The sequence below is a fragment of the Aureimonas psammosilenae genome, from assembly GCF_009176975.1.
Lineage (GTDB): Bacteria > Pseudomonadota > Alphaproteobacteria > Rhizobiales > Rhizobiaceae > Plantimonas > Plantimonas psammosilenae.
This window is the reverse complement of the sequence record NZ_WEZG01000009.1, coordinates 149,676-175,972: the sequence shown is the minus strand read 5'-3', so window position 1 is coordinate 175,972 and position 26,297 is coordinate 149,676. Positions and strand designations below refer to the sequence as shown.

The window sequence follows — 26,297 nt, the reverse complement described above, 5'->3', positions numbered from 1 at the left end:
ATGCCCCGCCCGGTTCCTTCACGCCCATCCCCTTCATGACCTTCTCTCCCGTTCCTTCGAGCGAACCGGATTCGCACGATTGCGCGTTTCCTTTAGGAGAGCAAGCAAGCGCCGGGAAGGCCGGGGACCGGTCGAAACGTCATTCGGCCGGAACCGGCGCATCGGCGGCGGGGGCATCGCCGCCTTTGGGCTGTCGGCGCGTCAGAAGCCTGCGGATCAGAACAAAGAAGAACGGCACGTAGAAGATCGCGAGGACCGTCGCGGTCATCATGCCGCCGATCACCGCCGTGCCGATGGCAACGCGGCTTTGGGCACCTGCGCCCGTCGAAATGGCGAGCGGCAGAACACCGAAGATGAACGCCAGACTGGTCATCAGAATCGGCCTCAAGCGCAACTGCGCCGCTTCCAGGGCCGCGTCATAAGCGGACTTGCCCTCCCGCTCGGCGCGCTCGGCAAATTCAACGATCAGAATGGCGTTCTTGGCCGACAGGCCGATGGTCGTCAAAAGGCCGATCTGGAAATAAACATCGTTTTCCAGCCCCCGCAGCGTCACCGCGATCACCGCGCCGACAATGCCGAGCGGAATCACCAGCATCACCGAGAACGGGATCGACCAGCTTTCATAAAGGGCGGCGAGGCACAGGAACACGACGAGAAGCGATAAGGCGTAGAGCAGCGGCGCTTGGCCCGCGGACAAGCGCTCCTGATAGGACAGGCTGCTCCAGGCGACGGAGGTGCCTTGCAGCTTCCCCGACAGTTCCCCCATCTTTTCCATGGCTTGGCCGGACGAGAAGCCCTCGGCGGCCTGACCCTGGATCTCGAAGGACGGAAAGCCGTTGAAGCGCGTCAGCGTGGTCGGCGCCTGTCCCCATTCCACCGTGGCGAAGGAGGAGAAAGGCGCCATCTGCCCGCTGGACGTGCGCACATACCAACCGGCGAGGTCCTCCGCCGCGCCGCGAAAGGCCGCCTCGCCCTGGACGTAAACCCGCTTGACGCGGCCCCGGTCCACGAAGTCGTTGACGTAAACGCCGCCCCAGGCCGCGCTGAGCGTCGCGTCGACATCGGCCTGATCGATCCCGAGCGCGCCGACCTTCTCGTCATCGATCCGCACCTGAAGCGTCGGCACGTCCTCCAGTCCGTTGGGGCGCACGCGCGTCAGCATGGGGTCGCTGGAGGCGGCTCCCAGAAGCTCGTCGCGCAGCGCCTTGAACTCGGCGCGGCCGAGTTCGCCGGTGTTCTGGAGCTGCATGGTGAAGCCGTTGGACTGGCCGAGCCCCTGCACGGATGGAGGCGTCAGGGCGAAGAACTGCACGTCGCGCAGCGCCCCTCCGACATCACGCGTCGCCCGCCGGGTGATGGAGGCGGCGGTGTTCTCCTCCCCTTCCCGCTCGTCCCACGGTTTGAACTGGACGAAGCCCTGGCCAACATTCTGCCCCGAGCCGGAAAAGCGAAAACCCGAGATCGTGAAGAGGCCGTCGACATTGGCTTCTTCCGGTCCGAGGAAGTGATCCTCGATCCCTTGCGCCGCCGCAACCGTGCGGGTCTGCGTCGCGCCGGGCGGCAGGGTGTATTGCACGATGCCGAAGCCTTGGTCCTCCACCGGCAGGAAGCCGCCGGGAAGCTGAAGAAACAGGAACACGAGCCCCGCCACCGCCCCGCAAAAAACCAGAAGCGCCAGCCAGATGCGGCGAAGTGCGAAGCGGACGCCGGCAAGGTAGCCGCTTTGCACCTTGGCATAGCCGCGATCGAAAAGGCGGGCAGCCGAGCGAAACAAACCGCCGGTGAAGCGTCGCGGCTTTTCCGAGGCCGAGCGGCGCTTCAGCATGGTGGCCGTCAATGCCGGCGTCAGAACAAGCGCCACCACCACGGACAAGGCCATCGCCGAGATCACCGTCACGGAGAACTGGCGATAGATGACGCCGGTGGAGCCGCCGAAAAAGGCCATCGGCAGAAACACGGCGGACAGAACCAGCGCGATGGCGATCAGCGCCGTCTGGATCTCGCCCATGGATTTCAGCGTCGCTTCGCGGGGCGAAAGGTCCGGCTCCTCCTCCATGACGCGCTCGACATTTTCCACCACCACGATGGCGTCGTCCACGAGAAGGCCGATCGACAGGACGAGGCCGAAGAGGGTCAGCGTGTTGATGGAATAACCGAGCGCCGCCAGAATGCCGAAGGTGCCGAGCACCACCACCGGCACCGCGATCGTCGGGATCAGGGTCGCGCGCCAGTTCTGCAGGAACACGAACATCACGACGACGACCAGCACGATCGCCTCGATCAGCGTCTTCACCACCTCCTCGATCGACAAGCGGATAAAGGCGGTGGAATCGCGCGGATAAGCGACGCGGTAGCCGTCCGGCATCGCCTCGGCCTGCCCGTCGATGAGTTCCTTCACGGCTTCCGCCGTTTCCAGGGCGTCGGCGCCGGGCGCGAGCTGCACGGCGATGCCGGCGGCGGGATGCCGGTTGAAGCGGGTGAAGCGGGTATAGCTTTCCTTGCCGAGTTCCACCCGCGCGACATCCTCCAGAAGAACGCGCGCGCCGCTCGTCTGCGTCTTCACCACGATGCGCCGGAACTCGTCGGGCGTCGTCAGCCGCGAGCGGGCGGTGACGATGGCATTCAGCATCTGGTTCGAGGGGGAAGGCTGGGCGCCGATCTGGCCGGCGGCGACCTGCGCGTTCTGCGCTTCGATCGCGGCGATCACGTCGGAAGGCACGAGGCCGTAGGAAAACAGCCGGCCCGGATCGAGCCAGATGCGCATGGCATATTGCGCGCCGAAGAGATTGGTGTCGCCGACGCCGGGCGTGCGGCCGATGCGCTCCTGCAGCTTGGAGGCGATGTAGTCGGCGACATCGCCGTCGGTGGCGCGGTCGGTTTCGTCGTAGACCGCGGCGACGAGCAGGAAGTCGCTGTTGGACTTGGTGACGGTGAGCCCCTGTTGCTGCACCTGTTGCGGCAGGCGTGACACGGCCTGCTGCACCCGGTTCTGCACCTGGACCTGCGCGATGTCCGGGTCGGTTCCCTGCTCGAAGGTCACGCGGATGGTGACGAGGCCTTCGGCGCTGGAGGTCGAGTCGAAATAGATCAGCCCGTCGAGACCGGTGAGCTGCTGCTCGATCACCTGCGTCACGCTGGATTCCAGCGTTTCGGCCGACGCGCCGGTATAGGTCGCGCGGATATTGACCTGGGGCGGGGCGACGTCGGGATATTGCTCGATCGGCAGGGTCAGGATCGCCCCCACGCCCGCCAGCATGATCACGATGGAGATGACCCAGGCGAAGATCGGGCGGGAAACGAAGATCCGGCTGATCACAGCGTCGCCCCCTCCGAGGATTGGGCGACGGGCGTTTCCTGTTGCCCGAGTTCCGGCCCGGAAGCGGGAACGGGTTTGACGCTGGAGCCGGGTTTGGCCTTGTTCGCGCCTTCGACGATCAGCCGGTCGCCGGCTTCCAGGCCCTTTGTCACCAGCCAGCGGTTGCCGACGGCGCGCTCGATCTCGACGGTTCGTCGCTCGACCTTGTCGCCGTCGATGACCACGAGCGCGCTCGCTTCGCCGTTCGGATTGCGCGTCACGCCCTGCTGCGGCACGAGAACGGCATCGCGGGCCTTGGCCTGCGAAAGAACGGCGCGAACGTACATGCCCGGCAGAAGCAGGCCGTCCGGGTTCGGGAAGTGGGCGCGCAGCGTCACCGTGCCGGTGTCGGGCGCGACGGTGACTTCCGTGAACTGCAGCTCTCCCGTCAGCGGGTAATCGCTGCCGTCTTCGAGCTTCAACCGCACGTCGGCGCTGTCGGCCGCCGTTTCGCCTTCCGACAGGGCGCGGCGCAGCCGGATGAGCGAAGCGGAAGACTGCTGGATGTCGACGAAGATCGGGTCGAGCCGCTGGATGGTGGCAAGCGGCTCGGCCTGTCCCGCCGCGACGAGCGTTCCCGTGGTGAAGAGCGAGCGGCCGATGCGGCCGGAAATCGGCGCGGTCACGCGGGCATAGCGCAGATTGATCTCGGCCGTGCGCAGCCTCGCCTCGGCCTGTGCCTGAGCGGCGGAAGCCGATGTCGCCACGGCGTCGGCATCGGTGAAGGACTGAGCGCTCGTCACGCCCTGCTGCGCCAAGGGACGCAGGCGCTCGGCCTGGATGCGCGCCCGCTCGGCGACGGCCTTCGCATTGGCGACATTGGCGGTTTCCTCCGCCACGGCCGCTTCGAAAAGGCCCGGATCGATCTGGTAGAGGACCTCCCCTTGCGCGACCTCCGCCCCTTCCTCGAACAAGCGCTGCTGCACGAGCCCGGACACCTGCGGGCGCACTTCCGAGGTTTCGAAGGCCGCCGTGCGTCCGGCATATTCGCTGGTCAGCGACACGTTCTCGGTTCGAACCGTGACGATGCCGACCTCCGCCGGCTGGGGCGGAGCCGCTTGGCCCTCCTGCGCTTCCCCGGTGCAGCCGGCAAGGCCGAGCGACACGCTGAAGAACAGCACGACCCGCCAGCCAAGGCGTGGCTGCCGCAGGGTCTCGGCGCGGTGGATCATACCGGGCAGCCTCTTTCGGATATCGAGAAAACGAGGGTTGAAACGAAGTCTTTGCGCCGCAACAATCTTCTGGACGTGGAATATGGTCTGCGACGGGACGCCGGCCATCGTCTCCCGAACTGTTGAACTGCGACCAGCGGACGCTGGGACCTTGCCTTGGCCAGAAGAGATTCGAACCGGCAGGAGCTTTCGTACGGAAACGGGGACCGAGAACCGCCAGCCGCAGATTTCGACGCCGGCTACATCTTTAATTTCCGGACAAAACGTCCCGAAATCGCTCAGAATCCGACGCAATTCGCCCGGTCGGTGTTTCGTCCATTGACGCGATGGCGTCACTGCGCACATCTTGACTCGAAAAGGCTTCGCATAGATGCGGAACCGGAGATCGGGTGGAGGCCGGCGATTGAAGGCCTTTGCCGCCAGCCATATTCATTGACCTAAAAATTTTTCCCTTTCTGGCCGAACCTCGAAACGGTGCGGCCCGTTCGGGACCTTCGAAGGCTCGTCCACCCGGACGCGACGAACGAGGGTGGCATGGCCACGAACCGCGGCGAAAACGGCGATCGCGACAGCCTGCGGGCGCCGGGCTATTGGAGCCGGGTGCTGCGCGCAATGGCGGCGGTGGTTTCGATCAAGCTGGCGTTTCGGATCGTTCTCGCCGCAATGATCGGGCTCGTTCTTCTTTTCCTCGGCTGGCAGGCCGGCTGAAGCGCTTTCACGGGGCGCTCGAAGCAAATCCTCCCTTCACCACGGTCCCGCGATCGAATACAGCCAAGAACCCGTCCGATGCATTTCGGGCGCTTCAAGGGCTGGAGCGAAGCGAGCCGAGGTGTTGGACATAACGTATGCCGGGCGGGAGCGGTCGTGAACCGTTATCGGCAGATCATCGAAAGCATCACCGGGCTGGCAATCATCGCCACCGACCGGGACGGCATCCTCACCGACTGGAATACCGGCGCCGAGCACATTCTCGGCTGGACGGCCGCGGAGATGCTCGGCCGGAGCGGCGACATCATCTTCACGCCCGAGGACCGCGAGAACGGGCAGCTCCAAACGGAGATGGGCACCGCCCTCGCCGGCGGCCACAGGATCGACGAAGGCTGGTACATGCGAGCCGACGGGACCCGCTTCTGGGCGCTCGGCGAAACGATGCCGCTTCGCGACGACGGCGGCGGGCATGTCGGCTTCGTGAAGACCCTGCGCGATCGAACCGAGCAGCATCTTTCCGGCATCCGGCTGGACGAACTGGCCGACCAGCTTCGCCAAGCGCAGGAAGCGGGCGGCGTCGGCCTTTTCACCATCGACGTTCCCACCGGCATGATCAGCGCGACGCCGGAATTCTCCAGGCTCTACGGCCTCGATCACCGGGACATCCGGCCCGCCGCCGAATTCGAAGCGCGGGTTCTGCCGGAAGACCGGACGCTCGCTTCCAGCAATTCCACGCGCCTTTCCGGGGCGGCGCCGAGAGACGCCGTTTATCGCATCCGCAAGGCCGACAACGGAGAGCTTCGGCAAATCGAGCGCCGGGGCGAGTTCCTGTATGCAGAGGACGGCCGGCCGGTCCGCTTCAACGGCATCGCCCGCGACGTGACCGACGAGGTCGCGGCCGAGGACGCCCTTCGCGAAAGCGAGGACCGCTACCGCGCCTTGTTCGAAGCGGTGGACGACGGCTTCTGCATCATCGAGTTCATCGACGGGCCGCACGGCCCTTTGAGCGACTACGTCCATGTCGAGGCCAATCCCGGCTACGAACGCCATACCGGCATCACGGATATCGTGGGCATGAAGGTGCGGGATCTCGCGCCGACGGAGGCGGACGGCTGGGTGGAGCTTTATGGCGGCGTCCTGGCCACCGGCACCCCGATCCGCTTCGAGCGCGATTTCGTGACGGTCGGGCGCACCATCGAGGTGTCCGCCGCGCGCATCGAGCCGGCCGCCCGGCGGCAAGTTTCGGTGCTGTTTCGCGACATCACCGGGCGGCGAAGGGCGGAAGCGCGCCTGCGCGAAAGCGAGGAACGTCTCCGTCTGGCGGTCGAGGTCGGCGATGTCGGCGTCTTCGACCTGAATCTCGACACGGAAGAACTGATCCTGGACGACCGGGTGCGCGCCGCCTTCGGCGTGGGGGAAGATCGCCCCGTGACCCATGCCGAGAAGAAGGCCGCCGTGCATCCCGAGGACAGGCCGGCCTATGACGCCGCCTATGCGGATGTGATGGCGGGTGGCAGGTTCGACCTCCAGTTCCGGGTTATCGGCATCGACGACGGTGCCGAGCGCGTGGTGGCGGTGCGCGGACAGGTCGCCGAAAGTCGCAGCGGCGAGCGCAATCTCGTGGGTGCCGTGCGCGACGTGACGAGCGCGGTCGAGGCGGACCACCAGCGCCTGCTTCTTGCCGGCGAACTGGCGCATCGCCTGAAGAACAACCTCGCGCTGGTGTCCTCCATCGTGGCGCAGACCCTGCGCAACGCCCCGGACGTCGCCTCGGCCCGGCAAGTCCTGAGCGAGCGCATTCAGGCGCTCGCCAAAGCCCATGACGTCCTGATGACCGGCCACCGGGACGCCGCCACGATCGCCGACATCGTTCGCTCCGCCTCGGCCATCCACGACGAGGGCGGCCGGGTGGAAAGCGACGGCCCCGCCTTGACGCTCGGGCCGAAGGCCTCCCTCGCCTTGTCGCTGATCGTCCACGAGCTTTCCACCAACGCGGTGAAATACGGCGCGCTTTCGGTGCCCGAAGGGCGCATCCACGTCGGTTGGCAAAGGCGGTTCGATCCTTTGGCGGCCGGTTCCGAACTCGTGTTCGAATGGCGCGAATCCGGGGGACCGCCGGTCGCGCCGCCGACCCGCCGCAGCTTCGGCACGAGATTGATCGAGATGGGCCTGACCGGGGCCTCGGCTGGATCGTGCGAGCTGGTTTATGCGCCGGACGGCCTCGTCTGCCGCCTGACCGCGCCGCTCGCCGATCTGCGTTCCTGATTGCTGCACGTCCTTTCCATCACCGCCCCCACCTTCGGGCTCATGCTCGTCGGCTTTGCTGCCGCGCGGCTGCGGCTGTTCGACGAAACCGTCGCCGATGGGCTCGCGGCCTATGTCTACACGCTGGCGATTCCCTGCCTTCTGATGCGCACGATCCTGCATTCGCAGATGCCGGACGCGCAGCCCTGGGGTTACTGGATCTCCTATTTCGCCGGGGTGGCCGTCGCATGGGCCCTGGCGATGCTGGCGGCGAGGAAAGCCTTCGGCAGAAGCCGGCGCGAGGCGGTGATCTTCGGCTTCTCCGCCGGTCAGGCCAACACCGCGATGGTGGGCGTGCCCTTGATCCTCGAAGCCGTCGGCCCTGATGCCGCGACGCCCCTGGCGCTGCTTCTGGCGATCCACCTGCCCTCCATGACGGTGGTGGTCACGCTGCTTCTGGAGGGATCGGGCGAACAGGGCATGGCGCATGCCCGGCGGCGCATCCTCAAGATGCTGACCACCCATCCGATCCTGATCGGCATCTATATCGGGCTCGCCTTGCGCGCGCTCGGTCTCGACACGAGCGGACCTCTCGACCATCTGGTGGACCCGATCGCCGCGTCCGCCGCCCCTTGCGCCCTGATCGGCATGGGTCTGGCGCTCGCCCGCCACGGCATCGGCGGCGAATGGCGCGCCGCCGCGCTCATCAGCACCCTGAAGCTCGCGATCCACCCGGCCGTGGTCTTCGTTCTCGTGACTTTCGTCTTCACGATGCCGCCGGCCTGGGCCGCCGTCTGCGTGCTTTTCGCAAGCTGCCCCTGCGGCGTGAACGCTTACCTGATCGCGGCGCGCGAAGGGGTGGGCGCGAGCGCGGCTTCCGCCGCCGTATCCTTGTCCACGGTTCTGGCCGCCCTCACCGTTTCCTTCTGGCTGATCCTCGTCACGCCCTGAGCCCCGCGCGAACGGACCGATGGACGCATCGCCGGCGCAAGGGGAACCGTCGACCGGCTCCGAGCCTTGGCAGGTCTTGAGGAGACCCGACATGCATCTCATCCGCAGGCCGCTGACCGAGCAGACGATCGTGATCACCGGCGCGAGTTCCGGCATCGGCCTCGTCACCGCGAAGATGGCGGCGAGGAAAGGCGCGCGCGTCGTTTTGGCGAGCCGCGACGAACCAGCCCTCGGGACAATCGTGCGGGAGATCGAAGCGGCAGGCGGTCGTGCGTCCTTCGTCGTGGCCGATGTCTCGCGCGAGGAGGATGTCCACCGCCTCGTGGAGACCACGGTCGAGCGCTTCGGCGCCTTCCACACCTTCGTCAACAATGCCGGCACGGCGGTTTATTCGGAACTCACCGAACTGCCCCTCGACGAGCACCGGCGCATCTTCGAAACGAACTACTGGGGCACCGTTCACGGCTCGCTGGCGGCAGTGGCGCATTTCCGCAAACAGGACGGCGGCGGAACGCTCGTCAATGTCGGGTCGGTGAATTCCGATGTCGCGATCCCTTACTTGAGCGCCTATGCCGCTTCCAAGCATGCGGTGAAGGGGTTTACCAACGCGCTGCGCATGGAGCTCCTGCACGGTCGCGCACCGGTTCAGGTGACGCTGATCAAGCCATCCGGCATCGCCACGCCCTTTCCTCAGCACGCCAAGAGCCGGCTCGGGCGGGAGCCGCGCGTCGTGCCTCCGCTTTATGCGCCCGAACTCGTCGCCGACGCGATCCTCCACGCGGCCGTTTATCCGGTGCGCGACATCACCGTCGGCGGCGCGGGCCGCGCGATCGCGCTTGCTTCCTCGCTTTTGCCGAACGTCATGGACCGCGTTCTGGCGGTCGGCGTCCCAGCGGTCTCCGTCGAGCCGCGACGCCCGACGCCCGGCGACGATCTCAACTCCCCGAACGGCGATGGCGCCGAGCACTGGCCGGGCGGTCGCGGACTCACCTTCAGCCCCTACACGGAAGCGCAGAAATACCCGCCCTCCTCCGTCGCCTTCAGCTTACTTGGCCTCGGCGTCATGGCCGCCAATGCCGTTCTGCGACGCAAGGCTCGGCCTTGACGACGTTCCAACGCTAGGCGCGAAGGCGAGAGTCGGCTAATGATCGGCAAGGGTGGAAGCCGCGCATCGTCGCGGAGCACTGACGGTTGCGAGGATCGGTGAACAACGAGAACCGTCGGCGGATCGAAGGGGAAGTGAAGCTGCAGAAGGGCGGCAGCTCGGACCCGTTCGCCTCCGCCGTGCGCACTACGCGCATGCCCATGGTGATCACCGATCCCAAACAGAACGACAACCCGATCGTCTTCTGCAACGACGCTTTCGTGCGCCTCACCGGTTATTCGCGCGAGGAGATCCTCGGGCGCAACTGCCGCTTCCTGCAAGGACCGGCGACGCGCGAAATGGATGTCGCCAGGGTGCGCGAAGCGGTGGAGGCAAGGGAATCGATCCAGGTCGATCTCCTGAACTATCGCAAGGACGGCACGACCTTCTGGAACGCGCTTTTGATGTCGCCGGTCTTCGACGGCGACGATCTCATCTATTTCTTCGCCTCCCAGCTCGATGTCAGCGACCGCAAGCGCGCCGAGGAGCACCGCTTCCTTCTCAACCGCGAGCTGGACCACCGCGTGAAGAACACGCTGGCGACGGTGCAGACCGTGGTGCTCCAGACGCTGAAGGATTCCTCCGTGCCCCGCGAGGTGGCGAGCGCCGTGTCGGGCCGGCTTCAGGCGCTGGCGCGCAGCCACGACGTTCTGACGGCGGAAGCCTGGGCGAGCGCCCTTTTGAAGGACGTGGTGCAGGGCGCGTTGGAGCCCGTTCACGCGCGGCTCGGGACCCGCATCAGCGTCGAAGGCCCGCCGGTGCGGTTGAAGCCGCGCATCGCCACCATGCTGTCGCTCGCCGTGCACGAACTCGGCGCCAATGCGCAGCGCTATGGCAGCCTGTCGAACGGCGTCGGCACCGTTCATGTCGGCTGGAGCGTCGAGAACGGACGCCTTTCGCTCGAATGGCGCGAAACGGACGGACCGCCGGTCGCCGAGCCTTCCTCGCGCGGCTACGGCACCCGCGTCGTGGAACGGGTGCTCGCGGCCGAGTTCGGCGGCAAGGCCTCCATCGACTTCGCGCCGGGCGGCATCGTCTTCAGCCTCGACGCGCCCGTGGAAGGCCTCGCCAACGAGGCGACGGCCTGGAAAACGGCCTGAAGGGCGTGAGAGGCTGTGTGAGAAGTCCCCGGCGGAGGGACGACGAGGAATTTTTCGTTGTCCGGAAGGAGCCGAACGCAGTCGATGCCGGCGGCATCGGCGAGGATCGGTGACGATGCGGCGGCGGAAAAGACCCGTCGAACCGACCTGGGGACTTCTCAGACAGCCTCTTAGTCCTCGGCGTGGGAGTCTTCGCCAGAGCCGCCCCCGAGAACGGCGCTGAGATTGGCGACCATCAGCTCGACATTCTCCCGGCTCGCCTCGATCTCGAACACTTCGGCCGCATCGTCGACGATATGGATGACGAAGCCGTCCTCCGTTTCCTCCGCCGCGATGCCGGCCATCGTTCTGCGCTGCGCCATTCCTGTTCCCTCCTGTCGTTCGGATGGAACAAGCGAGCGCGCTCCAAGTCGGTTCCTCTTGAGCGGAGCCTTCAGGCCTCGACCTTCTCCTCGATCTTGTCCCAAAGAAGCTGCGCGATGTCGGCCCCGCCGAAGCGCTTCACCTCGCGGATGCCCGTCGGCGAGGTGACGTTGATCTCGGTCATGTAGTCGCCGATCACGTCGATGCCGACGAAGAGCAGCCCGCGTTTGCGAAGTTCCGGCCCGATCCGCTCGCAGATTTCGCGCTCGCGCGGCGTCAGTTCCGTCGCCTCGGCCCGGCCGCCGACGTGCATGTTGGAGCGGGCATCGGTTTCCGCCGGTACGCGGTTGATCGCGCCCGCGACCTCGCCGTCGACGAGGATGATGCGCTTGTCGCCCTTGCGCACGTCCTTCAGGTAGCGCTGCACGATGAAGGGCTCGCGGAACAGGATGCCGAAGGTTTCCAGAAACGAGGTGAGGTTGCGATCGCCTTCCGTCAGGTGGAAGACACCGGCACCGCCATTGCCGTAGAGGGGTTTGAGGACGATCTCGCCGAACTCGGCGCGAAAGGCGGCGACCTCCACCGGGTCCTTGGTGATCAGCGTTTCCGGCATCAGGTCGGCGAACTCGGTGACGAAGATCTTCTCCGGCGCATTACGCACGGAGGTCGGGTCGTTGACCACCAGCGTCTTCGGGTGAATGCGGTCGAGAATATGGGTCGAGGTGATATAGGCCATGTCGAAGGGCGGGTCCTGGCGCAGCAGCACCACGTCCATGGCGGCCAGATCGATCTTGGCCTGCTCGCCAAGCGTGAAGTGCTTGCCCTGTTCCTCGCGCAGTTCCATCACCTCTGCGCGGGCCGTCGCGCGGCCGTCGCGAAGGGACAGGCGGTCGGGCGTGTAGTGGAACAGGCGATGCCCGCGCCGCTGCGCTTCCAGGCACAAAGCGAAGGTCGAGTCGCCCTTGATGGTGATCGAGGATACGTGGTCCATCTGGACCGCAACGTCGAGGGGCATCGCATGAACTCCGTCCGCTTCCTGCCTCGCAGGTAGCGGGCGAAGGGCCGGGTGGCAATCGCTCCAGCCTTCAATAGGCCCGCCAAGCGTCCTTCACATGCACCGGCCAGCGGCGGGGCAAAACGGCGACGATGTCGAAGCGGATCGACAGGGAGGCCGCGTCGCGCTGCCGGGCGAGCCAAAGATCGGCGGCGTTGGCGATGCGGCGCTGTGATTCTGGCCCGATCGCGTCCATTGCCTGCTCCAGCGTCGCCCGCGCCTTCACCTCCACGATCGCGATCAGATCGCCTTTCCTCGCCACGAGGTCGATCTCGCCGAGCTTCGTTCGATGGCGGACGGCGAGGATGCGATAGCCCTTGAGGCGCAACGCCCAGGCCGCCAGCCATTCGCCGCGATGGCCCTTGGCGAAGCTGCTTCGACGCTTCGACAGACGGTTTTCGCTCAAGCGCCGTCCTTCATCTGGAGCGCGCGCTGATAAAGGTCGCGGCGCGGCAGGCCGGTGAGTTTCGCCGCTTCGCGCGCGGCCTCCGTCGGCTTCATTTCCCGGAGGAGCCCAGAGAGGATCGCGTCGGCATCGGCTTCGCTCGGCGGGGCCTCGGCAGCGGGCGGGCCGATCACCACGACGATCTCGCCGCGCACCCGCTCCATGGTCTCGAAATCTTGCGCCAACGCCGGCAGCGTGCCGCGATAGGTCGTCTCGAAGGCCTTGGTCAGTTCGCGGCAGACGGCGGCCGGGCGGTCGCCCAGAATTGCAGCCAGATCGGCGAGGCTATCCTTGATGCGGTGGGGCGCTTCGAAAAGGATCAGAGTCGCCGGAATGCGGGCGAGTTCCTCGATCCGCTGGCGACGGGCCGTCTCCTTCTGCGGCAGGAAGCCGGCGAAGAGAAAAGCGTCGGAGGGCAGGCCGGAGGCGAGAAGCGCAGACAGAACGGCCGACGCGCCGGGAATCGGATAAACGGCGACGCCGCGCTCCACCGCCTCGCCAACCAGCCGGAAGCCCGGATCGGACACGAGCGGCGTTCCGGCGTCCGAAATCAGCGCGACGCTCTTGCCGGCCTGGAGCGCGGCGAGAAGCTCCGGCCCGGCTTCCGCCGCGTTATGCTCGTGATAGGCGACGAGGCGGCGGCGGATCGCATAGCGCGACAGGAGAACCTGACTGACGCGCGTGTCCTCGCAGGCGAGAATGTCAGCGCCGGCGATCACGTCGAGGGCGCGCACCGTGATGTCGGCGAGATTTCCGATCGGCGTCGCCACGAGATAAAGTCCGGGCTCCGGCTTCCTGGCGGAAAAGCTCTGGTCGCGGATTGAAAAGCCCGGCCGCTCGTTTTCCCCATCCATCAGCAGAGATCGGCCACGACGGCGTCGAGAACCATCATGCCGGCCGGGGTCGCGCGGATGCGGTCCGGTCCGAGCCGCTCGATCATGCCGTGCTCGGCAAGGTCGGCTTCGCTGGACGGGTCGATGTCGCGGCCGGCCAACCGCCGCCAGCGCGGCAGGTCGATGCCTTCCGACAAGCGAAGCCCCATCAAAAGAAGCTCGTCGGCTTCCTCGCTTCGGTTCAGAAGATCGTCGGTGACGATCCCTGAATCCCAATCCTCCACCATGCGCAGCCAGGTTTCGGGATGGCGCTCGGTGGCGATCGCGTAGCGCCCGCCCTCACCCATCAGCCGGCCATGCGCGCCGGGGCCGACGCCGGCATACAAGCCGTAGCGCCAATAGGTGAGGTTATGGCGGGACTCCGCGCCCGGAACCGCGTGGTTGGAAATCTCGTAGGCCGGCAGCCCGCGCGCGCGCGTCAGGTCCTGCGTCGCCTGATAAAGGTCGGCGGAAAGCTCGCCGTCCGGCACCTGCAGCTTGCCGGCCGCGCGAAGGGCGTGGAAGGGCGTCCCTTCCTCGATGGTCAGTTGGTAGAGCGACAGGTGGTCGGCCGCGAGATCGATCGCGCGATTGAGTTCGGCTTCCCATGCCGCGACGCTCTGGCCGGGCCGGGCATAGATCAGGTCGAAAGACAGGCGCGGGAAGATTTCGCGGGCCAGCCCAATGGCGCGCAAGGCTTCCGTGACGCCGTGAAGGCGGCCGAGACGGCGCAGATCCTCGTCGTGAAGCGCCTGGACGCCGAGCGACACGCGGTTGACGCCGGCAGCCCGGTAGCCCCGGAAGCGCTCGGCCTCGACGCTCGACGGATTGGCTTCCAGCGTCACTTCCGCGCCGGGTGCCACCGTCCAGTTCGCGGCGATGGCCTCCATGATGCTCGCCACCGTTTCCGGCTTCATCAAGGACGGTGTGCCGCCGCCGAAGAAGACGGAAGTGACGGTCTGCCCCTTCGAGCGCGCGGCCATCACGGCGATCTCGCGCGTGAAAGCGCTGGCGAAGCGCTCTTGGTCCACCGCCTGATGGCGGACATGGCTGTTGAAGTCGCAATAAGGGCACTTGGCCGCGCAGAAGGGCCAATGCACGTAGACGGCAAAGCCCGGCTCGCGCGGCAAAGGCGGAAAGGCGGAAACGCTCGCGCCGCCCGAAAGGGTGAGCCGGTCGCTCATTCGACGCGCGGCACTCCCAACGCTTCTTCCGCGAACAGCTTGAAGGCCCGCGCCCGATGCGACAGGGCCGTGGCGTCGCCGGGCTTCCAGCCGTGCTTTTCTTCCGACGAAAGCTCGCCGAAGGTCTTGGTGAAACCATCCGGCTGGAAGAACGGGTCGTAGCCGAAGCCAAGGCTCCCGCGCGGCGGCCAGACGATCTCGCCGAAGATCTCGCCCCGAAATTCCGTCGTCGTGCCATCTGGCCGGGCGAGCGACAGGACGCAGACGAAGCTCGCGCGGCGCTGCTCGGGCGTCGTCGCGCCCGCCGCCTGAAGCTTCTCTTCCACGTTGCGCATGGCCTGCGCGAAGTCTTTGGACGCGCCCGCCCAGCGCGCCGAATAGATGCCGGGATCGCCGCCGAGTGCCTCGACGCAAAGGCCGGAATCGTCCGACAAGGACAGGAGGCCGGACGCCTTCGCGCCGGCGAACGCCTTCAACTGCGCGTTTTCCTCGAATGTCGTGCCGGTCTCCTCGGGCTCGGGCAGGTTCTTTTCCGCAGCCGAAGTGACCGTGAAGCCGAAGGGCGCCAGAAGCTCGCGAAATTCGCGGATCTTGCCCTCGTTGTGGCTGGCGACGAGCAAAGGCCCGTCGCGGCTCGGATCGAGAAGGCTCATGCCACCGCGCCCCCCGCGATCGCCGCCTTCTGCATCGTCACGAGATCGGCGATGCCGGCCTTGGCGAGCGCCATCAGCTTGGCGAATTCCTCTTCCGAGAAGGGCGCGCCCTCGGCGGTGCCCTGGATCTCCACGATGCCGCCCGTGCCGGTCATCACGAAATTGGCGTCGGTTTCGGCCGAGGAGTCCTCGAGGTAATCGAGGTCGATCACCGGCTCGCCCTTGTAGATGCCGCAGGAAATGGCGGCCACATGGTCGCGGATGACCTTCTCGCGTTTCACCATGCCACGCGCTTCCATCCAGGCGAGGCAGTCGTGGAGAGCGACGAAGCCGCCGGTGATGGAGGCCGTGCGCGTGCCGCCGTCCGCCTGGATCACGTCGCAGTCCACGGTGATCTGCCGCTCGCCGAGCGCGCCGAGATCGACCACGGCGCGCAAGGAACGCCCGATAAGGCGCTGGATTTCAAGCGTGCGGCCCGATTGCTTGCCGCTCGACGCCTCGCGGCGCATGCGCTCGCCGGTGGCGCGCGGCAGCATGCCGTATTCCGCCGTCACCCAGCCCTTGCCGGAATTCTTCAGAAAGGGCGGCACCCGCTCCTCGATGCTGGCGGTGCAAAGCACGTGCGTGTCGCCGAACTTCACGAGGCAGGAACCTTCCGCGTGTCGCGAAACGCCGCGCTCCAGCGTGACGTTGCGAAGCGCGTCGAAGGCTCGTTTGGAAGGCCGCATGATGATTTACCATTTCTTCAGATCTCGAAAGGGGCTTCTATCCCCCGCGCGGTCCCCGCGCAACGAAGGTGACGCCGCTCGCCCGCTCGTCCTATATGAATGTGTAAGTCACTGCTGCGAAACCGATGAACGACTTCCGTCTGCCTCCCGAAAGGCTCGCCGGCTCGCTGGACGAGCGCTCGCGCGAAATCTTCCGCCTGATCGTGGAATCCTATCTCGACATCGGGGAGCCGGTGGGGTCGCGCTCGCTGTCGCGCCTTCTCACCACCGCCCTGTCGCCGGCCTCCATCCGCAACGTGATGAGCGACCTGGAACATCTCGGCCTCATCTACGCCCCCCATGTCAGTTCCGGCCGGCTCCCGACGGAACTGGGCCTGCGCTTCTTCGTGGATGCCTTTCTGGAAGTCGGCGACCTGCCGCAGACCGAGCGCACAGCGATCGAGGACCGGGTGCGAAAGACCGGCGACGAGCGCTCGGTGCAGACCCTTCTGACCGAAGCCAGCCAGCTTCTGTCCGGCCTGTCGCGCGGGGCGGGGCTGGTTCTGGCCGCCAAGACCGATCTTCGCTTGAAGCATGTCGAGTTCATCCGCCTGGAGGCCACCAAGGCGCTCGCCGTTCTTGTCGGCGAACAAGGGGACGTCGAAAACCGCATCGTGGACCTGCCGGCCGGCGTCACCGCCTCGCAGCTTGTGGAAGCCTCCAACTTCCTCAACGCCCATATCGTCGGGCGCACCCTCAACGAAGCGCGCGCGCGCGTCGAGGCCCTGAAGCAGGAAACCGCGGCGGCGCTCGACGCCCTGTCGCATCAGCTCGTGGAGCAGGGCCTCGCCCTTTGGTCGGGGGCCGATGCCAGCCAGCCCTCGCGCCTCATCGTGCGGGGCCGGGCGAACTTGTTGGAAAACGTGACGGCGGCCGACGACCTGGAGCGTCTGCGCCTCCTGTTCGACGATCTGGAAACGAAAAGCGGGCTGATCGAGCTTCTGGATCTGGCCGAAACGGGCAATGGCGTTCGCATCTTCATCGGCTCCGAAAACAAGCTCTTTTCGCTTTCGGGCTCCTCGCTGGTGATCGCGCCCTACAACGATGCCGACGGCAAGGTGATCGGCGCCGTCGGCGTGATCGGGCCGACGCGGCTGAACTATCGCCGGATCGTGCCGATGGTGGATTACACCGCGCGCCTCGTGTCCCGCATCCTCGGCCGCCCTCCCGGTGCGCGGCGGCCTTGATTTTGAGCCTGCCTCCATCGATATCGGCGGCAACGGGAACTTGATCGGCCAGACGGCCGACATATCGCAAACCAAGGGGCGAAGATGACGAGCGAAACCGGCCAGCGGAACGACAACGAGATGCTGGACGAGGCGGTGGGCGACGCTGCGGAAACGGCCCGCAGCGGCTTTTCCGACGATCAGGCCGCCAGCTTCATCAAGGAAGCGGCCGAAGCGCGCATCGCCGAACTCGAAGCGGAAGTCTCGGCCGAGAAGGACCGGGCGCTTCGCGTCGCCGCCGAGATGGAGAACCTGCGCCGGCGCACCGAGCGCGAGATCAAGGACGCCAAGACCTACGCGGTCGCGAATTTCGCGCGCGAGATGCTGAGCGTCATGGACAATCTCGGCCGCGCCATCGCCGCCGTGCCGGCGGAGGAACGCGCCGCCGGGGCGAACGGGCTCAGCCATCTGATCGAGGGCGTCGAGATCACCGAACGCGGCCTTCTGTCGGCGCTGGAGCGCTTCGGCGTGAAGAAGCTGGAGCCCGCCGGCCAGCGCTTCGACCCGAACTTCCATCAGGCGATGTTCGAGGTGCCCAACCCCGACGTGCCGAACAACACGGTCGTCCAGGTCGTGCAGGACGGTTATTCCATCGGTGAGCGCGTTCTGCGCCCCGCCATGGTGGGCGTCGCCAAAGGCGGTCCGAAGCAGGCGCCGGCCGGTTCGGAAGGAGAAGGCGGTACGCGCGCCGGCCAGACGAGCGAGCCCGGCTCGGCGGGGTAACCGCTGACATCGCGCTCGTTAAAGGGATAGGTTAGAACGAGCGCGGCGCCGGTTATTTCAGGTGGAGGCCAAAGATGGGCGTGAACGTCATTATCGATGAGAGTCTGCTTGCGCAGGCGATGGACACGACAGGCCTCGGCTCCGACAGCGCGACCGTCGAGGAAGGCCTTCGCCTCCTGATCGAGAACAATAGCCGACGGCAGGCTTTGAAAGAGCTTTGGGGTATCGGATGGGAAGGCGATCTCGATGCCATGCGAACGGACATAGACGATTCTGACATTCGATGATCTTTGTCGATAGTTCCGTCTGGATCGATCTTTTTCGCGCTCACTCCACCCCAGCGACGCGGCTTCTCATGGAGCACTCCAATAAGATGGACTTGATCGTCGGCGATCTCGTCCTTCTCGAAATTCTTCGTGGTGCTCGTGATCACAACCACGCAGCGAAGCTGGAGGCCAAGCTTCGCCGCCTGCCGATCGTACAAACAATGTCCCCCGAAGTCGCCGTCGAGGGCGCGCGCATCTACCGGGAACTGCGCGCGGAAGGCATCACCATCCGCAAGACGGTGGATCTCGCCATCGCGAGCTTCTGCATTCTCAACGGCCACGCGCTTCTGCAAAGCGATCGGGACTTCCTGCCGATCGCCGAGCGCTTCGGACTGCGCCTCGCCTAGAGCATCGTCCGGGATATCGAACGCAAGTCTGCCTTGTGCCTTCGGTCCAAATCCATCGGGTTTCGCCTGCGACTGTCGCCCCGCTACGACCTTGTCGACCCCCTCGACCTTGAACCAAAAGCCCGGCGGCATACCCGCGTCCGATATCCCGGACGACGCTCTAGAACTTCGGCGCGTCCCAGCCGGCCGCGCGATGAGCGGAAACCAGGGTGTTCGCCATCAGCATGGCGATGGTCATCGGGCCGACGCCGCCCGGCACCGGCGTGATCGCCGCAGCGCGGCTCGCCGCTTCCTCATAGGCGACATCGCCGACGAGCCGCGTCTTGCCCTCGCCCCGCTCCGGCGCGTCGATCCGGTTGATGCCGACGTCGACCACGACGGCCCCTTCCTTTACCCAGTCGCCTCGGATCATCTGGGGCCGCCCAACGGCGGCCACCAGAATGTCCGCCATGCGGCAGATGGCGGGAAGATCCATGGTGCGCGAATGGGCGATCGTCACCGTCGCGTTGGCGGCCAGAAGCAACTGCGCCATCGGCTTGCCGACGATGTTGGAGCGCCCGACCACGACGGCGTGCTTGCCCGAAAGATCGGAACCCAACACGTCGCGGATCAGGATCATGGAGCCGGCCGGCGTGCAGGGCACGAAGGCCGATGCCGCATCGCCCGTGCCGATCAGCCCGACATTGAGGAGATGGAAGCCGTCGACGTCCTTTTCCGGCGAGATCGCCCGGATCACCGCGTTCGCGTCGATCTGGCGCGGCAGCGGAAGCTGGACGAGGATGCCGTGGATCGAGGGATCGTCGTTCAAGCGCGCGACAAGGGCGAGAAGGTCGCTTTCGCTCGTGTCTGCGGAGAGAACGTGCTTGGCCGAGTGGAAGCCGCATTCCTCCGCCATCCTCGCCTTGGAGGAAACGTAGACCTGGCTCGCGGGGTCTTCACCGACGATCACGACGGCCAGCCCCGGCTTCACCCCGGCGTCGTCGGCCAGCCGCCGCGCCGCATCTTTCATCCTTGCGATGATCGCCGCCGCCGCCGCCTTGCCGTCGATCCGCTTCGCTTCGCTCATCGCAACCGTCCTATTCCGACGGGCCGCTTATAACGGCAAGCATCCGGCAAAGCGAAGCGGTAAGGCGGTGTCAGGCGTCGAGACCGAGTTCCTTCAGAAGCGCGCCGATCCGCGTCTTCTCCGTTTGAAGGAAAGCGGAGAAGTCGGCGGCGTTCATGTAGAGATTCTCCCAGCCCCTCGTCTTGCAGATCTCCGCCCATTCGGCGCTTTTCGCCATCGCGCCGAGGGCGGCGTCGAGATTGGCGAGATCCTCGCCCGCCAGCCCCGGCGCGCCCATCAGGCCTCGCCAGTTGACGAGTTCGGTATCGAGCCCTTGTTCGCGGAAGGTCGGGATGTCGACGCCGGCCAGACGCTGCGGCGAGGAGATGCCCAGCGCGCGAAGCTGGCCGGACGCGATGAGGTCGGCGAACTCACCATAGCCTCCGGTCGCGACCGTCACTTGATTGGACAACACCAGCGGCAGCATCTCGGAGCCCGCGCCCGCCACGATGTAGTTCAGCTTGGAAACGTCACCGCCTCCCGCCTTCACCACGAGGGCGCTGAGGAGATGGTCGGGGCTTCCGAGCCCGAAGCCGCCCCAGGACACCGAGCCGGGGTCCTTGCCATACATGTCCAAGAGGTCCTTCACCGTCTTCAACGGCGAGGCGGCAGCCACGACGAGCGGCTGGTACTCGCCCTGAAGGCGAGCGACGGGCACCACCTGATCGAGCGTCACCGGGCTTTTGTTGATGGTGATCGCGCCCACCATGCCAAGGCCCGCGGTCAGGAGCTGGTCTTTGCGCGCGGCGCCCACGAACTGGGCCAGCCCCACGGTGCCGCCGGCGCCCGGAACGTTCAGGACCTCGACATTGCCGACGAGGCTCTGGTTCTGAAGGAGCGTCTGCGCCGTGCGCGCGAGCGTATCGTAGCCCCCGCCCGTGGAAGCCGCCGCGATGATCGTCAGGTTCTCCACGCTGGCCGCCTCGGCCGGCGACAGCCGCGTCAATCCCGCGGCACTTCCCGCCAGAAGAGTCATCATCGCGGAAAACCCGCGCCTCGTCATCGGCATCGCTCATCTCCCTGAAAGCCAGGCGCCCTCCTCCGGGACGCGCATGGGAAAAGCTAGACCGGTTGTTTGGAAACCTTCCAGTCTCGAAACTGTTGCCCACCAAGTGAATCATTCGGAGGAAGCGATGCTCCGCGAGCCCCTGCGTTACGAGCCCGGCGTCGAAGACATCAAGCCGGACGAAAAGGAGACCATCCAGGGTCTGAACGACGCCTTCGACACCATCCTGGAGCGCACCGCCAATGACTACGGCCATGCCGTGCGCTCGGTCCATGCCAAGGCCCATGGCATTCTGGAGGGTGAGCTGACGGTGGAGGAGAACCTGCCGCCCGAGCTCGCGCAAGGCCTCTTCGCCAAGCCCGGATCACACAAGATCTACCTGCGCATGTCGACCAATGCCGGCGATATCCTGCCCGACGCCGTCAGCCTGCCGCGCGGCCTCGCCATGAAGGTGCTCGATGTCGAAGGCGAGCGGCTTCCCGGCGCGGAAGGCACCGCGCAGGACTTCGTCATGGTCAACGGCAAGGTCTTCCAGGCTCCGACCGCCGACAAGTTTCTCGGCAACCTGAAGATGCTGGCTTCCACCACCGATCGGCTGGAAGGCACGAAGAAGGTGATGTCCAGCGTGCTTCGCGGCGTCAACACGGCGCTGGAAGCGGTCGGCATCGAAAGCACGAAGATCCAGTCGCTCGGCGGCGCGCCCAATGTCGATCCGCTCGGCGAGACCTATTATTCCACGACGCCCTTCCGCTACGGCGATCATATCGCGAAGTTCAGCGTCAAGCCCGTCGCCCCGGGTCTCACCGTCCTGACGGGCCGCGAGATAGACGCCTCCGGCCGGCCCGACGCGATCCGCGAGGAAGTGCGCAGCGAAATGATGGGCATCGAGGGCGAATGGGAGTTCCGCGTCCAGCTTTGCCGCGATCTCGAAAAGCAGCCGGTGGAGGACCCGACCGTCGAATGGGACGAGGAGGAAGCCCCGTTCCAGAAGGTCGCCACCATCCGTGTGCGCCCGCAGGACAGTTGGGACGCGGCAAGGGTCGAGAAGGTGAACGAGGAGATGCGCTTCAGCATCTGGACGGGCATCGACGCCCATCGCCCGCTCGGCAACATCAACCGCGCGCGGCGCGAGCCCTATCGCCATTCGGCCGACTTCCGGGCGAAGTTCAATGGCTGCCCCTACCATGAGCCGACCGGCCCCGGCGCCTGACGGACGGTCGCTTCTCCCGGCATGGACGGATCGTCGCACGCCTAAGCGAAAATAGCCGTTTCGGCATGGCCGGAACGGCAACGGAATCTAGTTCGCCGAACGGGCCGCAGGAGAAATCGCCTGCGGCCCGTTTTCTCTTGACCGAGCGACTTGCGAAGTCGCATGTCCGCCCGCCCCGCCTTTCCGGCGGTGCATTCCCCAGGAGTTTCCCGCATGTTCGCTTGCGAAGGTTTCGCCACGACGGCGCCCGACAAGCCGCTTTCCCCCTTTTCCTTCGAGCGCCGCGATGTGGGCGAGAAGGACGTGAAGATCGACATCCTTTATTGCGGCGTCTGCCATTCCGACCTGCATCAGGCGCGGAACGAATGGCACAACACCACCTATCCCTGCCTGCCCGGCCACGAGATCGTCGGCCGCGTGTCGGCCGTCGGCGCGGGCGTTTCGAAGTTCAAGGTCGGCGATCTCGCCGGCGTCGGCTGCATGGTCGGCTCGTGCCAGCATTGCGACACCTGCGCCAAGGGTCTCGAGCAATATTGCGAGAACGGCTTCGTCGGCACCTATAACGGCATCGAGCCGCAGACCGGCTCCGTGACCTTCGGCGGTTATTCGCAGGCGATCGTGGTGGACGAGGGCTTCACGCTGCGCATTCCGGAGAACCTGGAACTCGCCGCCGTGGCCCCGCTGCTTTGCGCCGGCATCACCACCTACTCGCCGCTTCGCCGCTGGAATGTCGGCCCCGGAAGCAAGGTGGGCGTGGTGGGCCTCGGCGGCCTCGGCCATATGGGCGTGAAGCTCGCCCACGCGATGGGCGCGCATGTGGTGCTCTTCACCACCTCGCCGAAGAAAGCCGACGATGCCAAGCGCCTCGGGGCGGACGAGGTGATCGTCTCCACCGATCCGTCCCAGATGAAGGCGCACAGCACCTCGTTCGACTTCATCCTCGATTGCGTGGCTGCCGATCACGACATCAACGCCTATCTCGACCTTCTGAAGCTCGACGGGACGCTCTGCCAAGTCGGCGCGCCCGAAAAGCCGCTGTCCGTCGCCGCCTTCTCGGTGATCTGGCGTCGCCGCTCCTTTGCCGGCTCGCTGATCGGCGGCATCGCGGAAACGCAGGAGATGCTCGACTTCTGCGCCGAGCACGGCATCACCTCCGATATCGAGATGATCCGCATGGAGGATATCGAGAAGGCCTATGAGCGGATGCTGAAGAGCGATGTGAAGTACCGCTTCGTCATCGACATGGCGACGCTGAAGGACGCCAAACAGGCGGCCTAACCTCCAAGCCCACGCCTATTCCTTCGGGGGATAGGCGTGGCACCCGCCGTTCGGGTCCTCGACCCGCCAGCCGTCCTCCCCCGCCTCCTCCAGATAGTTCGGCCCGACCGGCACCTTGCCGTGCCCGCCGGGGATGTCGAGGATGTAGGCCGGCTGGCAAAGCCCGGACAAGCGGCCGCGAAGGCCGCGCATCAGCGCCCTTCCCTCGGCAAGCGTCGTGCGGAAATGCGCCGTGCCGGGGGCAAGATCCCCGTGATGCAGGTAATAGGGCTTGATGCGGTTCTCCACGAAGCACCGCATCAGCTTGCCCAACGTCTCGGGATCGTCGTTGACGCCCTTGAGGAGAACCGACTGGCTGACCATCGGGATGCCGGCATCCACCAGCCGCGCAATCGCCGCCTTGGCGTTGTCCGAGAACTCCTGCGGATGGTTGGCGTGAAGCGCCACGAAGACCGCCCCGCGGAAGCTCTTCAACGCCGCGACCATCGCCTCGCCGACACGGCCCGGCTCCACCACCGGAACGCGGGTATGGAGGCGCAGGACCTTCACATGGGGGATTTCGCGCAGCAGTGCGGCGATGCGCGACAAGCGGCGCTCGGACAGGAGAAGCGGATCGCCGCCGGTGATCACGACCTCCCAGATGTCCTCGTGCGCGGCGATATAGGCGATGGCGGCGTCGAGTTCGGATTCCGTCAGGCTGCCCATGCCTTCCGGCCCGACCATCTCTCGCCGGAAGCAGAAGCGGCAATAAACCGGGCAGACATGGAGCGGTTTCAGAAGGACGCGGTCCGGGTAGCGGTGGACGATCCCCGCCACCGGTGAATGGGCCGCGTCACCGATCGGGTCGGCGCGCTCTTCGGGGGCGTTCCGCAATTCCTCGGCGCTGGGGATGAACTGGCGGCCGATGCCGTCCTGCGGCTCTTCGATGAGATCGGCCATGTCCTTCGTCACGGATACGGCGTAGCGCGCGGCGACCTCGGCCAGGGCGGCCACGTCTTCCTCGCCGACAAGGCCGGCGGAGCGGAGGGCGTCGAGGCTGCGCAAAGGGCGGGACATGGCATTTCCTGGCTGTGCGGCGGCAGGCCGCGCGGCTTCCTGCCCGTCCGGCTAGAGGGTCGATGGCCGGCTGAGCGAAGAAGCGAAACCGCCACCGCTCTACGCGATCAGCGCAAAACTTGCGATGGAGGATTCGGCACGATCTTCGCGACGGCGGCGGCGCGATCGAGGAAGCGTCAGGCCCCCGCCGCCTCCAGGCCTTCCCAAAGCGCGCGAACGGGACCGACGGCCTTGTCGGGTTTGGAATCGCCGATGAAGACCATCACCGAGCCCCGGATCGGCTTTTGCGCGTCGTAGAAGTCGAGAAGGCCGGGATGGGCTTCCTGCACGAAGCGCGGCCGCATCCCCTTCTCGCGCAGGAAATGGTCGATCACCACCTGATCGCCGTGAACCGCGTTCGGCACCGGCCCGCAGGCGCCCGCCAGCATCCAGCGCGCCGGATCGGCGGCGAAGCGCTCGTAGATGTGCCCAAGCTCGTCGCCCTGCCAGCGGAGGATCGCGCTCGAAAGCCGGCCTTTGTGGAAATAGTCTTCCATCGCGAGGAGGCCGGGCTGCGCCAAGGCATCGGCATCGCCGCAGAACACCGTGTCGAGATCGCAAAGAACGGTGGTGCCGGTGAAGAGCCCGGGCCGAAAGGCTTCCATTTTCGCCCACCATGCCGGCCAATCGTGCCGGAGCGGCACGGTTTCGACGCCGGCCAAGTCGAGACCGGCATCGTCGGTGAGACAGACGAAGCGTGTGAAGGCCGGGGCGAAGCGCTCCGCGCCGCGCGCCAAACGCTCCACCCAGCGCGCGTCGTAGCGCCCGCCGGTCTTGAGGACGGTGACGAGTGTCGCCAAGGAGGTTCCCCTCAGCCGACGATCTTCAAGGCGGGCGCCACGCTCGCCCCTTCCCAGAGCTCGTCCGCGAGACCCTCCAGCCAGCCCGCGGCACGCCGCGCAGCATCGGGCGCATAAAGGCTGCGGATCGCGTCGGCATTCAGCGCCCGCGCCTTAGCCAGAAGTTCCTGCCAGCCATGGAGGTCGCCCGGCCAAACGCTCGCGCTTACCGCCGCGCCGAGCCGCACCAGCGCTTCGGCCTTGCGCACCTGCTCGCCGAAATAGCGCCATTCGGGCATGACGATGAGCTTCTGCCCCACCCGCGCGATCTCGTGCACCGTGTTGTCGCCGGCCGATGCCAGGACGATATCGGCGGCGGCAAGGTAATCGGTGACGTTCTTCACCCAGCCGAGTTCGGTGAGGTTGGAAAAGTCCGTTTCGTGGCCCTCGCGATGCGTCGGTCCAATGGTGAGCCACGTCGTGTCCGGCGCGGCCCGCGCGGCGACCGTCAAGGGCGCGTATGGCGTGCCGCTGCCGCCCCCGCCGGTGATGGCTACCACCACTTCGCGGTTGGGGTCGAGCCCGAGGCGGCGACGCGCTTCCGCCTTTTCCGGCACGTCGTCCAGCGTCGTGCACAAGCCGCCGGAATAGAACGTCTTGGCGCGCAGGTAAGCCGGATAGTCGTCCTGCTCCATGCGCTCGTCGAAGGGCGCGAGCATCCCGACGGAAGCCTCATAGGCACCGACATGGCCGATATCGGCGCGGTCGCCATGCATGCGGATCTGCACAGCCGGAACGCTGGCGATGCGCGACAGGAGCGCGATCTCGGACGACACGTCCACGACGAAGAGACCGACTTGCCGATCATCCAGATGGTCGAGGATCGTGCGCATCGTGCGGCGCATCTCGGAAAGGCCGAGGGGCACGCAATGCATCACCTGCGGTGTCGGCTCGGCGTAAAGGCGGGGCGTCGGCACGCCGGCGCCGATCATGTTCGGCAGGGCGACGATCTCGATATCGCGGTGGAAACCCTCGAATAGATGCGGACCGGCGGTCAGAACGGAGACCGGCCGTTCCTTGGCGAATTCCGAGACGAGCGCCATCGTGCGATTGGCGTGGCCACGCCCTTGGTGATGGACGAAGAATGAGATGGGTTTCAACAAGGCGGTCCCCTATCGATAAGCCGGCGA

At 66.2% G+C, this 26,297-nt stretch carries 25 protein-coding genes; 11 read left to right on the top strand and 14 right to left on the bottom strand.

Annotated elements, in window-relative coordinates; translation table 11 throughout:
- Nucleotides 1-139 precede the first annotated feature (139 nt).
- Together F9929_RS16360 and F9929_RS16355 are read right to left on the bottom strand one after the other, a co-directional pair.
- Nucleotides 140-3,316 (bottom strand): efflux RND transporter permease subunit, encoded by a 3,177-nt coding sequence (locus tag F9929_RS16360; RefSeq protein WP_152047656.1) that lies wholly within the window; start codon nt 3,314-3,316, stop codon nt 140-142.
- On the bottom strand, nt 3,313-4,527 hold the full coding sequence (locus F9929_RS16355; protein ID WP_152047655.1) for an efflux RND transporter periplasmic adaptor subunit: 1,215 nt from the start codon (nt 4,525-4,527) through the stop codon (nt 3,313-3,315). Before F9929_RS16355 ends, F9929_RS16360 begins: the two co-directional genes overlap by 4 nt.
- A 534-nt stretch (nt 4,528-5,061) precedes the next feature.
- Between F9929_RS16355 and F9929_RS24095 the strand changes: the two genes are divergently transcribed.
- From F9929_RS24095 to F9929_RS16335, 5 genes are all read left to right on the top strand, one after another.
- Nucleotides 5,062-5,235: a hypothetical protein gene (locus F9929_RS24095; protein ID WP_193227804.1), complete on the top strand. Its 174-nt coding sequence runs from the start codon at nt 5,062-5,064 to the stop codon at nt 5,233-5,235.
- Nucleotides 5,236-5,391: 156 nt separating this feature from the next.
- Nucleotides 5,392-7,500 carry a PAS domain-containing sensor histidine kinase gene (locus F9929_RS16350; RefSeq protein WP_193227803.1) on the top strand — a complete coding sequence of 703 codons (2,109 nt, stop codon included), beginning with the start codon at nt 5,392-5,394 and terminating at the stop codon, nt 7,498-7,500.
- Entirely contained in the window at nt 7,501-8,430 is a 930-nt protein-coding gene (locus tag F9929_RS16345; protein WP_152047653.1) for an AEC family transporter, read from the top strand.
- Nucleotides 8,431-8,521: 91 nt separating this feature from the next.
- Complete coding sequence (locus tag F9929_RS16340) at nt 8,522-9,535, top strand: SDR family oxidoreductase (protein ID WP_152047652.1); 1,014 nt, start codon at nt 8,522-8,524, stop codon at nt 9,533-9,535.
- Between the two features lie 98 nt (nt 9,536-9,633).
- Complete coding sequence (locus tag F9929_RS16335; protein ID WP_152047651.1) at nt 9,634-10,674, top strand: HWE histidine kinase domain-containing protein; 1,041 nt, start codon at nt 9,634-9,636, stop codon at nt 10,672-10,674.
- 170 nt (nt 10,675-10,844) lie between these two features.
- Here F9929_RS16335 and F9929_RS16330 read toward each other — a convergent pair whose 3' ends face one another.
- From F9929_RS16330 to rph, 7 genes are all read right to left on the bottom strand, one after another.
- Nucleotides 10,845-11,036 carry a hypothetical protein gene (locus F9929_RS16330; RefSeq protein WP_152047650.1) on the bottom strand — a complete coding sequence of 64 codons (192 nt, stop codon included), beginning with the start codon at nt 11,034-11,036 and terminating at the stop codon, nt 10,845-10,847.
- Between the two features lie 71 nt (nt 11,037-11,107).
- Complete coding sequence (gene gshB, locus F9929_RS16325; RefSeq protein ID WP_152047649.1) at nt 11,108-12,052, bottom strand: glutathione synthase; 945 nt, start codon at nt 12,050-12,052, stop codon at nt 11,108-11,110.
- A 70-nt stretch (nt 12,053-12,122) separates the two neighbouring features.
- Complete coding sequence (locus F9929_RS16320; protein ID WP_152047648.1) at nt 12,123-12,497, bottom strand: YraN family protein; 375 nt, start codon at nt 12,495-12,497, stop codon at nt 12,123-12,125.
- Nucleotides 12,494-13,390, bottom strand: coding sequence for a 16S rRNA (cytidine(1402)-2'-O)-methyltransferase (rsmI, locus tag F9929_RS16315; RefSeq protein ID WP_152047647.1), 897 nt, complete (start codon nt 13,388-13,390; stop codon nt 12,494-12,496). The genes F9929_RS16320 and rsmI overlap by 4 nt, the downstream gene beginning before the upstream one ends.
- Nucleotides 13,390-14,592: a radical SAM family heme chaperone HemW gene (gene hemW / locus F9929_RS16310; RefSeq protein WP_152047646.1), complete on the bottom strand. Its 1,203-nt coding sequence runs from the start codon at nt 14,590-14,592 to the stop codon at nt 13,390-13,392. Before hemW ends, rsmI begins: the two co-directional genes overlap by 1 nt.
- On the bottom strand, nt 14,589-15,245 hold the full coding sequence (rdgB, locus tag F9929_RS16305) for an RdgB/HAM1 family non-canonical purine NTP pyrophosphatase (RefSeq protein ID WP_152047645.1): 657 nt from the start codon (nt 15,243-15,245) through the stop codon (nt 14,589-14,591). Before rdgB ends, hemW begins: the two co-directional genes overlap by 4 nt.
- Nucleotides 15,242-15,973: a ribonuclease PH gene (gene rph / locus F9929_RS16300; protein ID WP_152047644.1), complete on the bottom strand. Its 732-nt coding sequence runs from the start codon at nt 15,971-15,973 to the stop codon at nt 15,242-15,244. The genes rdgB and rph overlap by 4 nt, the downstream gene beginning before the upstream one ends.
- A 125-nt stretch (nt 15,974-16,098) precedes the next feature.
- On the opposite strand from rph, the gene hrcA reads away from it, so the two are divergent.
- The 4 genes from hrcA to vapC all read left to right on the top strand — a co-directional run bounded on the left by hrcA (nt 16,099) and on the right by vapC (nt 18,634).
- A complete protein-coding gene (gene hrcA / locus F9929_RS16295) occupies nt 16,099-17,199 on the top strand; it encodes a heat-inducible transcriptional repressor HrcA (RefSeq protein WP_152047643.1) in 1,101 nt (366 codons plus the stop codon).
- A gap of 84 nt (nt 17,200-17,283) precedes the next feature.
- Nucleotides 17,284-17,961: a nucleotide exchange factor GrpE gene (gene grpE / locus F9929_RS16290; protein WP_152047642.1), complete on the top strand. Its 678-nt coding sequence runs from the start codon at nt 17,284-17,286 to the stop codon at nt 17,959-17,961.
- 74 nt (nt 17,962-18,035) lie between these two features.
- The gene (locus tag F9929_RS16285) at nt 18,036-18,248 is read left to right on the top strand and encodes a type II toxin-antitoxin system VapB family antitoxin (RefSeq protein ID WP_152047641.1); all 213 of its coding nucleotides are present in this window, start codon (nt 18,036-18,038) and stop codon (nt 18,246-18,248) included.
- Entirely contained in the window at nt 18,245-18,634 is a 390-nt protein-coding gene (vapC, locus tag F9929_RS16280; protein ID WP_152047640.1) for a type II toxin-antitoxin system VapC family toxin, read from the top strand. The genes F9929_RS16285 and vapC overlap by 4 nt, the downstream gene beginning before the upstream one ends.
- A 160-nt stretch (nt 18,635-18,794) precedes the next feature.
- On the opposite strand, the gene folD is transcribed toward vapC, so the two are convergent.
- Together folD and F9929_RS16270 are read right to left on the bottom strand one after the other, a co-directional pair.
- Entirely contained in the window at nt 18,795-19,700 is a 906-nt protein-coding gene (gene folD, locus F9929_RS16275; protein ID WP_152047639.1) for a bifunctional methylenetetrahydrofolate dehydrogenase/methenyltetrahydrofolate cyclohydrolase FolD, read from the bottom strand.
- Between the two features lie 70 nt (nt 19,701-19,770).
- Nucleotides 19,771-20,748, bottom strand: coding sequence for a Bug family tripartite tricarboxylate transporter substrate binding protein (locus F9929_RS16270; protein WP_152047638.1), 978 nt, complete (start codon nt 20,746-20,748; stop codon nt 19,771-19,773).
- Between the two features lie 124 nt (nt 20,749-20,872).
- Here F9929_RS16270 and F9929_RS16265 point away from each other — a divergent pair, with 124 nt between their 5' ends.
- Together F9929_RS16265 and F9929_RS16260 are read left to right on the top strand one after the other, a co-directional pair.
- Nucleotides 20,873-21,955, top strand: coding sequence for a catalase family protein (locus tag F9929_RS16265; protein ID WP_152047637.1), 1,083 nt, complete (start codon nt 20,873-20,875; stop codon nt 21,953-21,955).
- 213 nt (nt 21,956-22,168) lie between these two features.
- Entirely contained in the window at nt 22,169-23,233 is a 1,065-nt protein-coding gene (locus F9929_RS16260) for an NAD(P)-dependent alcohol dehydrogenase (protein ID WP_152047636.1), read from the top strand.
- A 15-nt stretch (nt 23,234-23,248) separates the two neighbouring features.
- On the opposite strand, the gene F9929_RS16255 is transcribed toward F9929_RS16260, so the two are convergent.
- From F9929_RS16255 to F9929_RS16245, 3 genes are all read right to left on the bottom strand, one after another.
- Nucleotides 23,249-24,289 carry a lysine-2,3-aminomutase-like protein gene (locus F9929_RS16255; protein ID WP_152047635.1) on the bottom strand — a complete coding sequence of 347 codons (1,041 nt, stop codon included), beginning with the start codon at nt 24,287-24,289 and terminating at the stop codon, nt 23,249-23,251.
- 176 nt (nt 24,290-24,465) lie between these two features.
- On the bottom strand, nt 24,466-25,128 hold the full coding sequence (locus F9929_RS16250) for a hypothetical protein (protein WP_152047634.1): 663 nt from the start codon (nt 25,126-25,128) through the stop codon (nt 24,466-24,468).
- 11 nt (nt 25,129-25,139) lie between these two features.
- On the bottom strand, nt 25,140-26,270 hold the full coding sequence (locus tag F9929_RS16245; RefSeq protein WP_152047633.1) for a glycosyltransferase: 1,131 nt from the start codon (nt 26,268-26,270) through the stop codon (nt 25,140-25,142).
- Nucleotides 26,271-26,297: the final 27 nt, after the last annotated feature.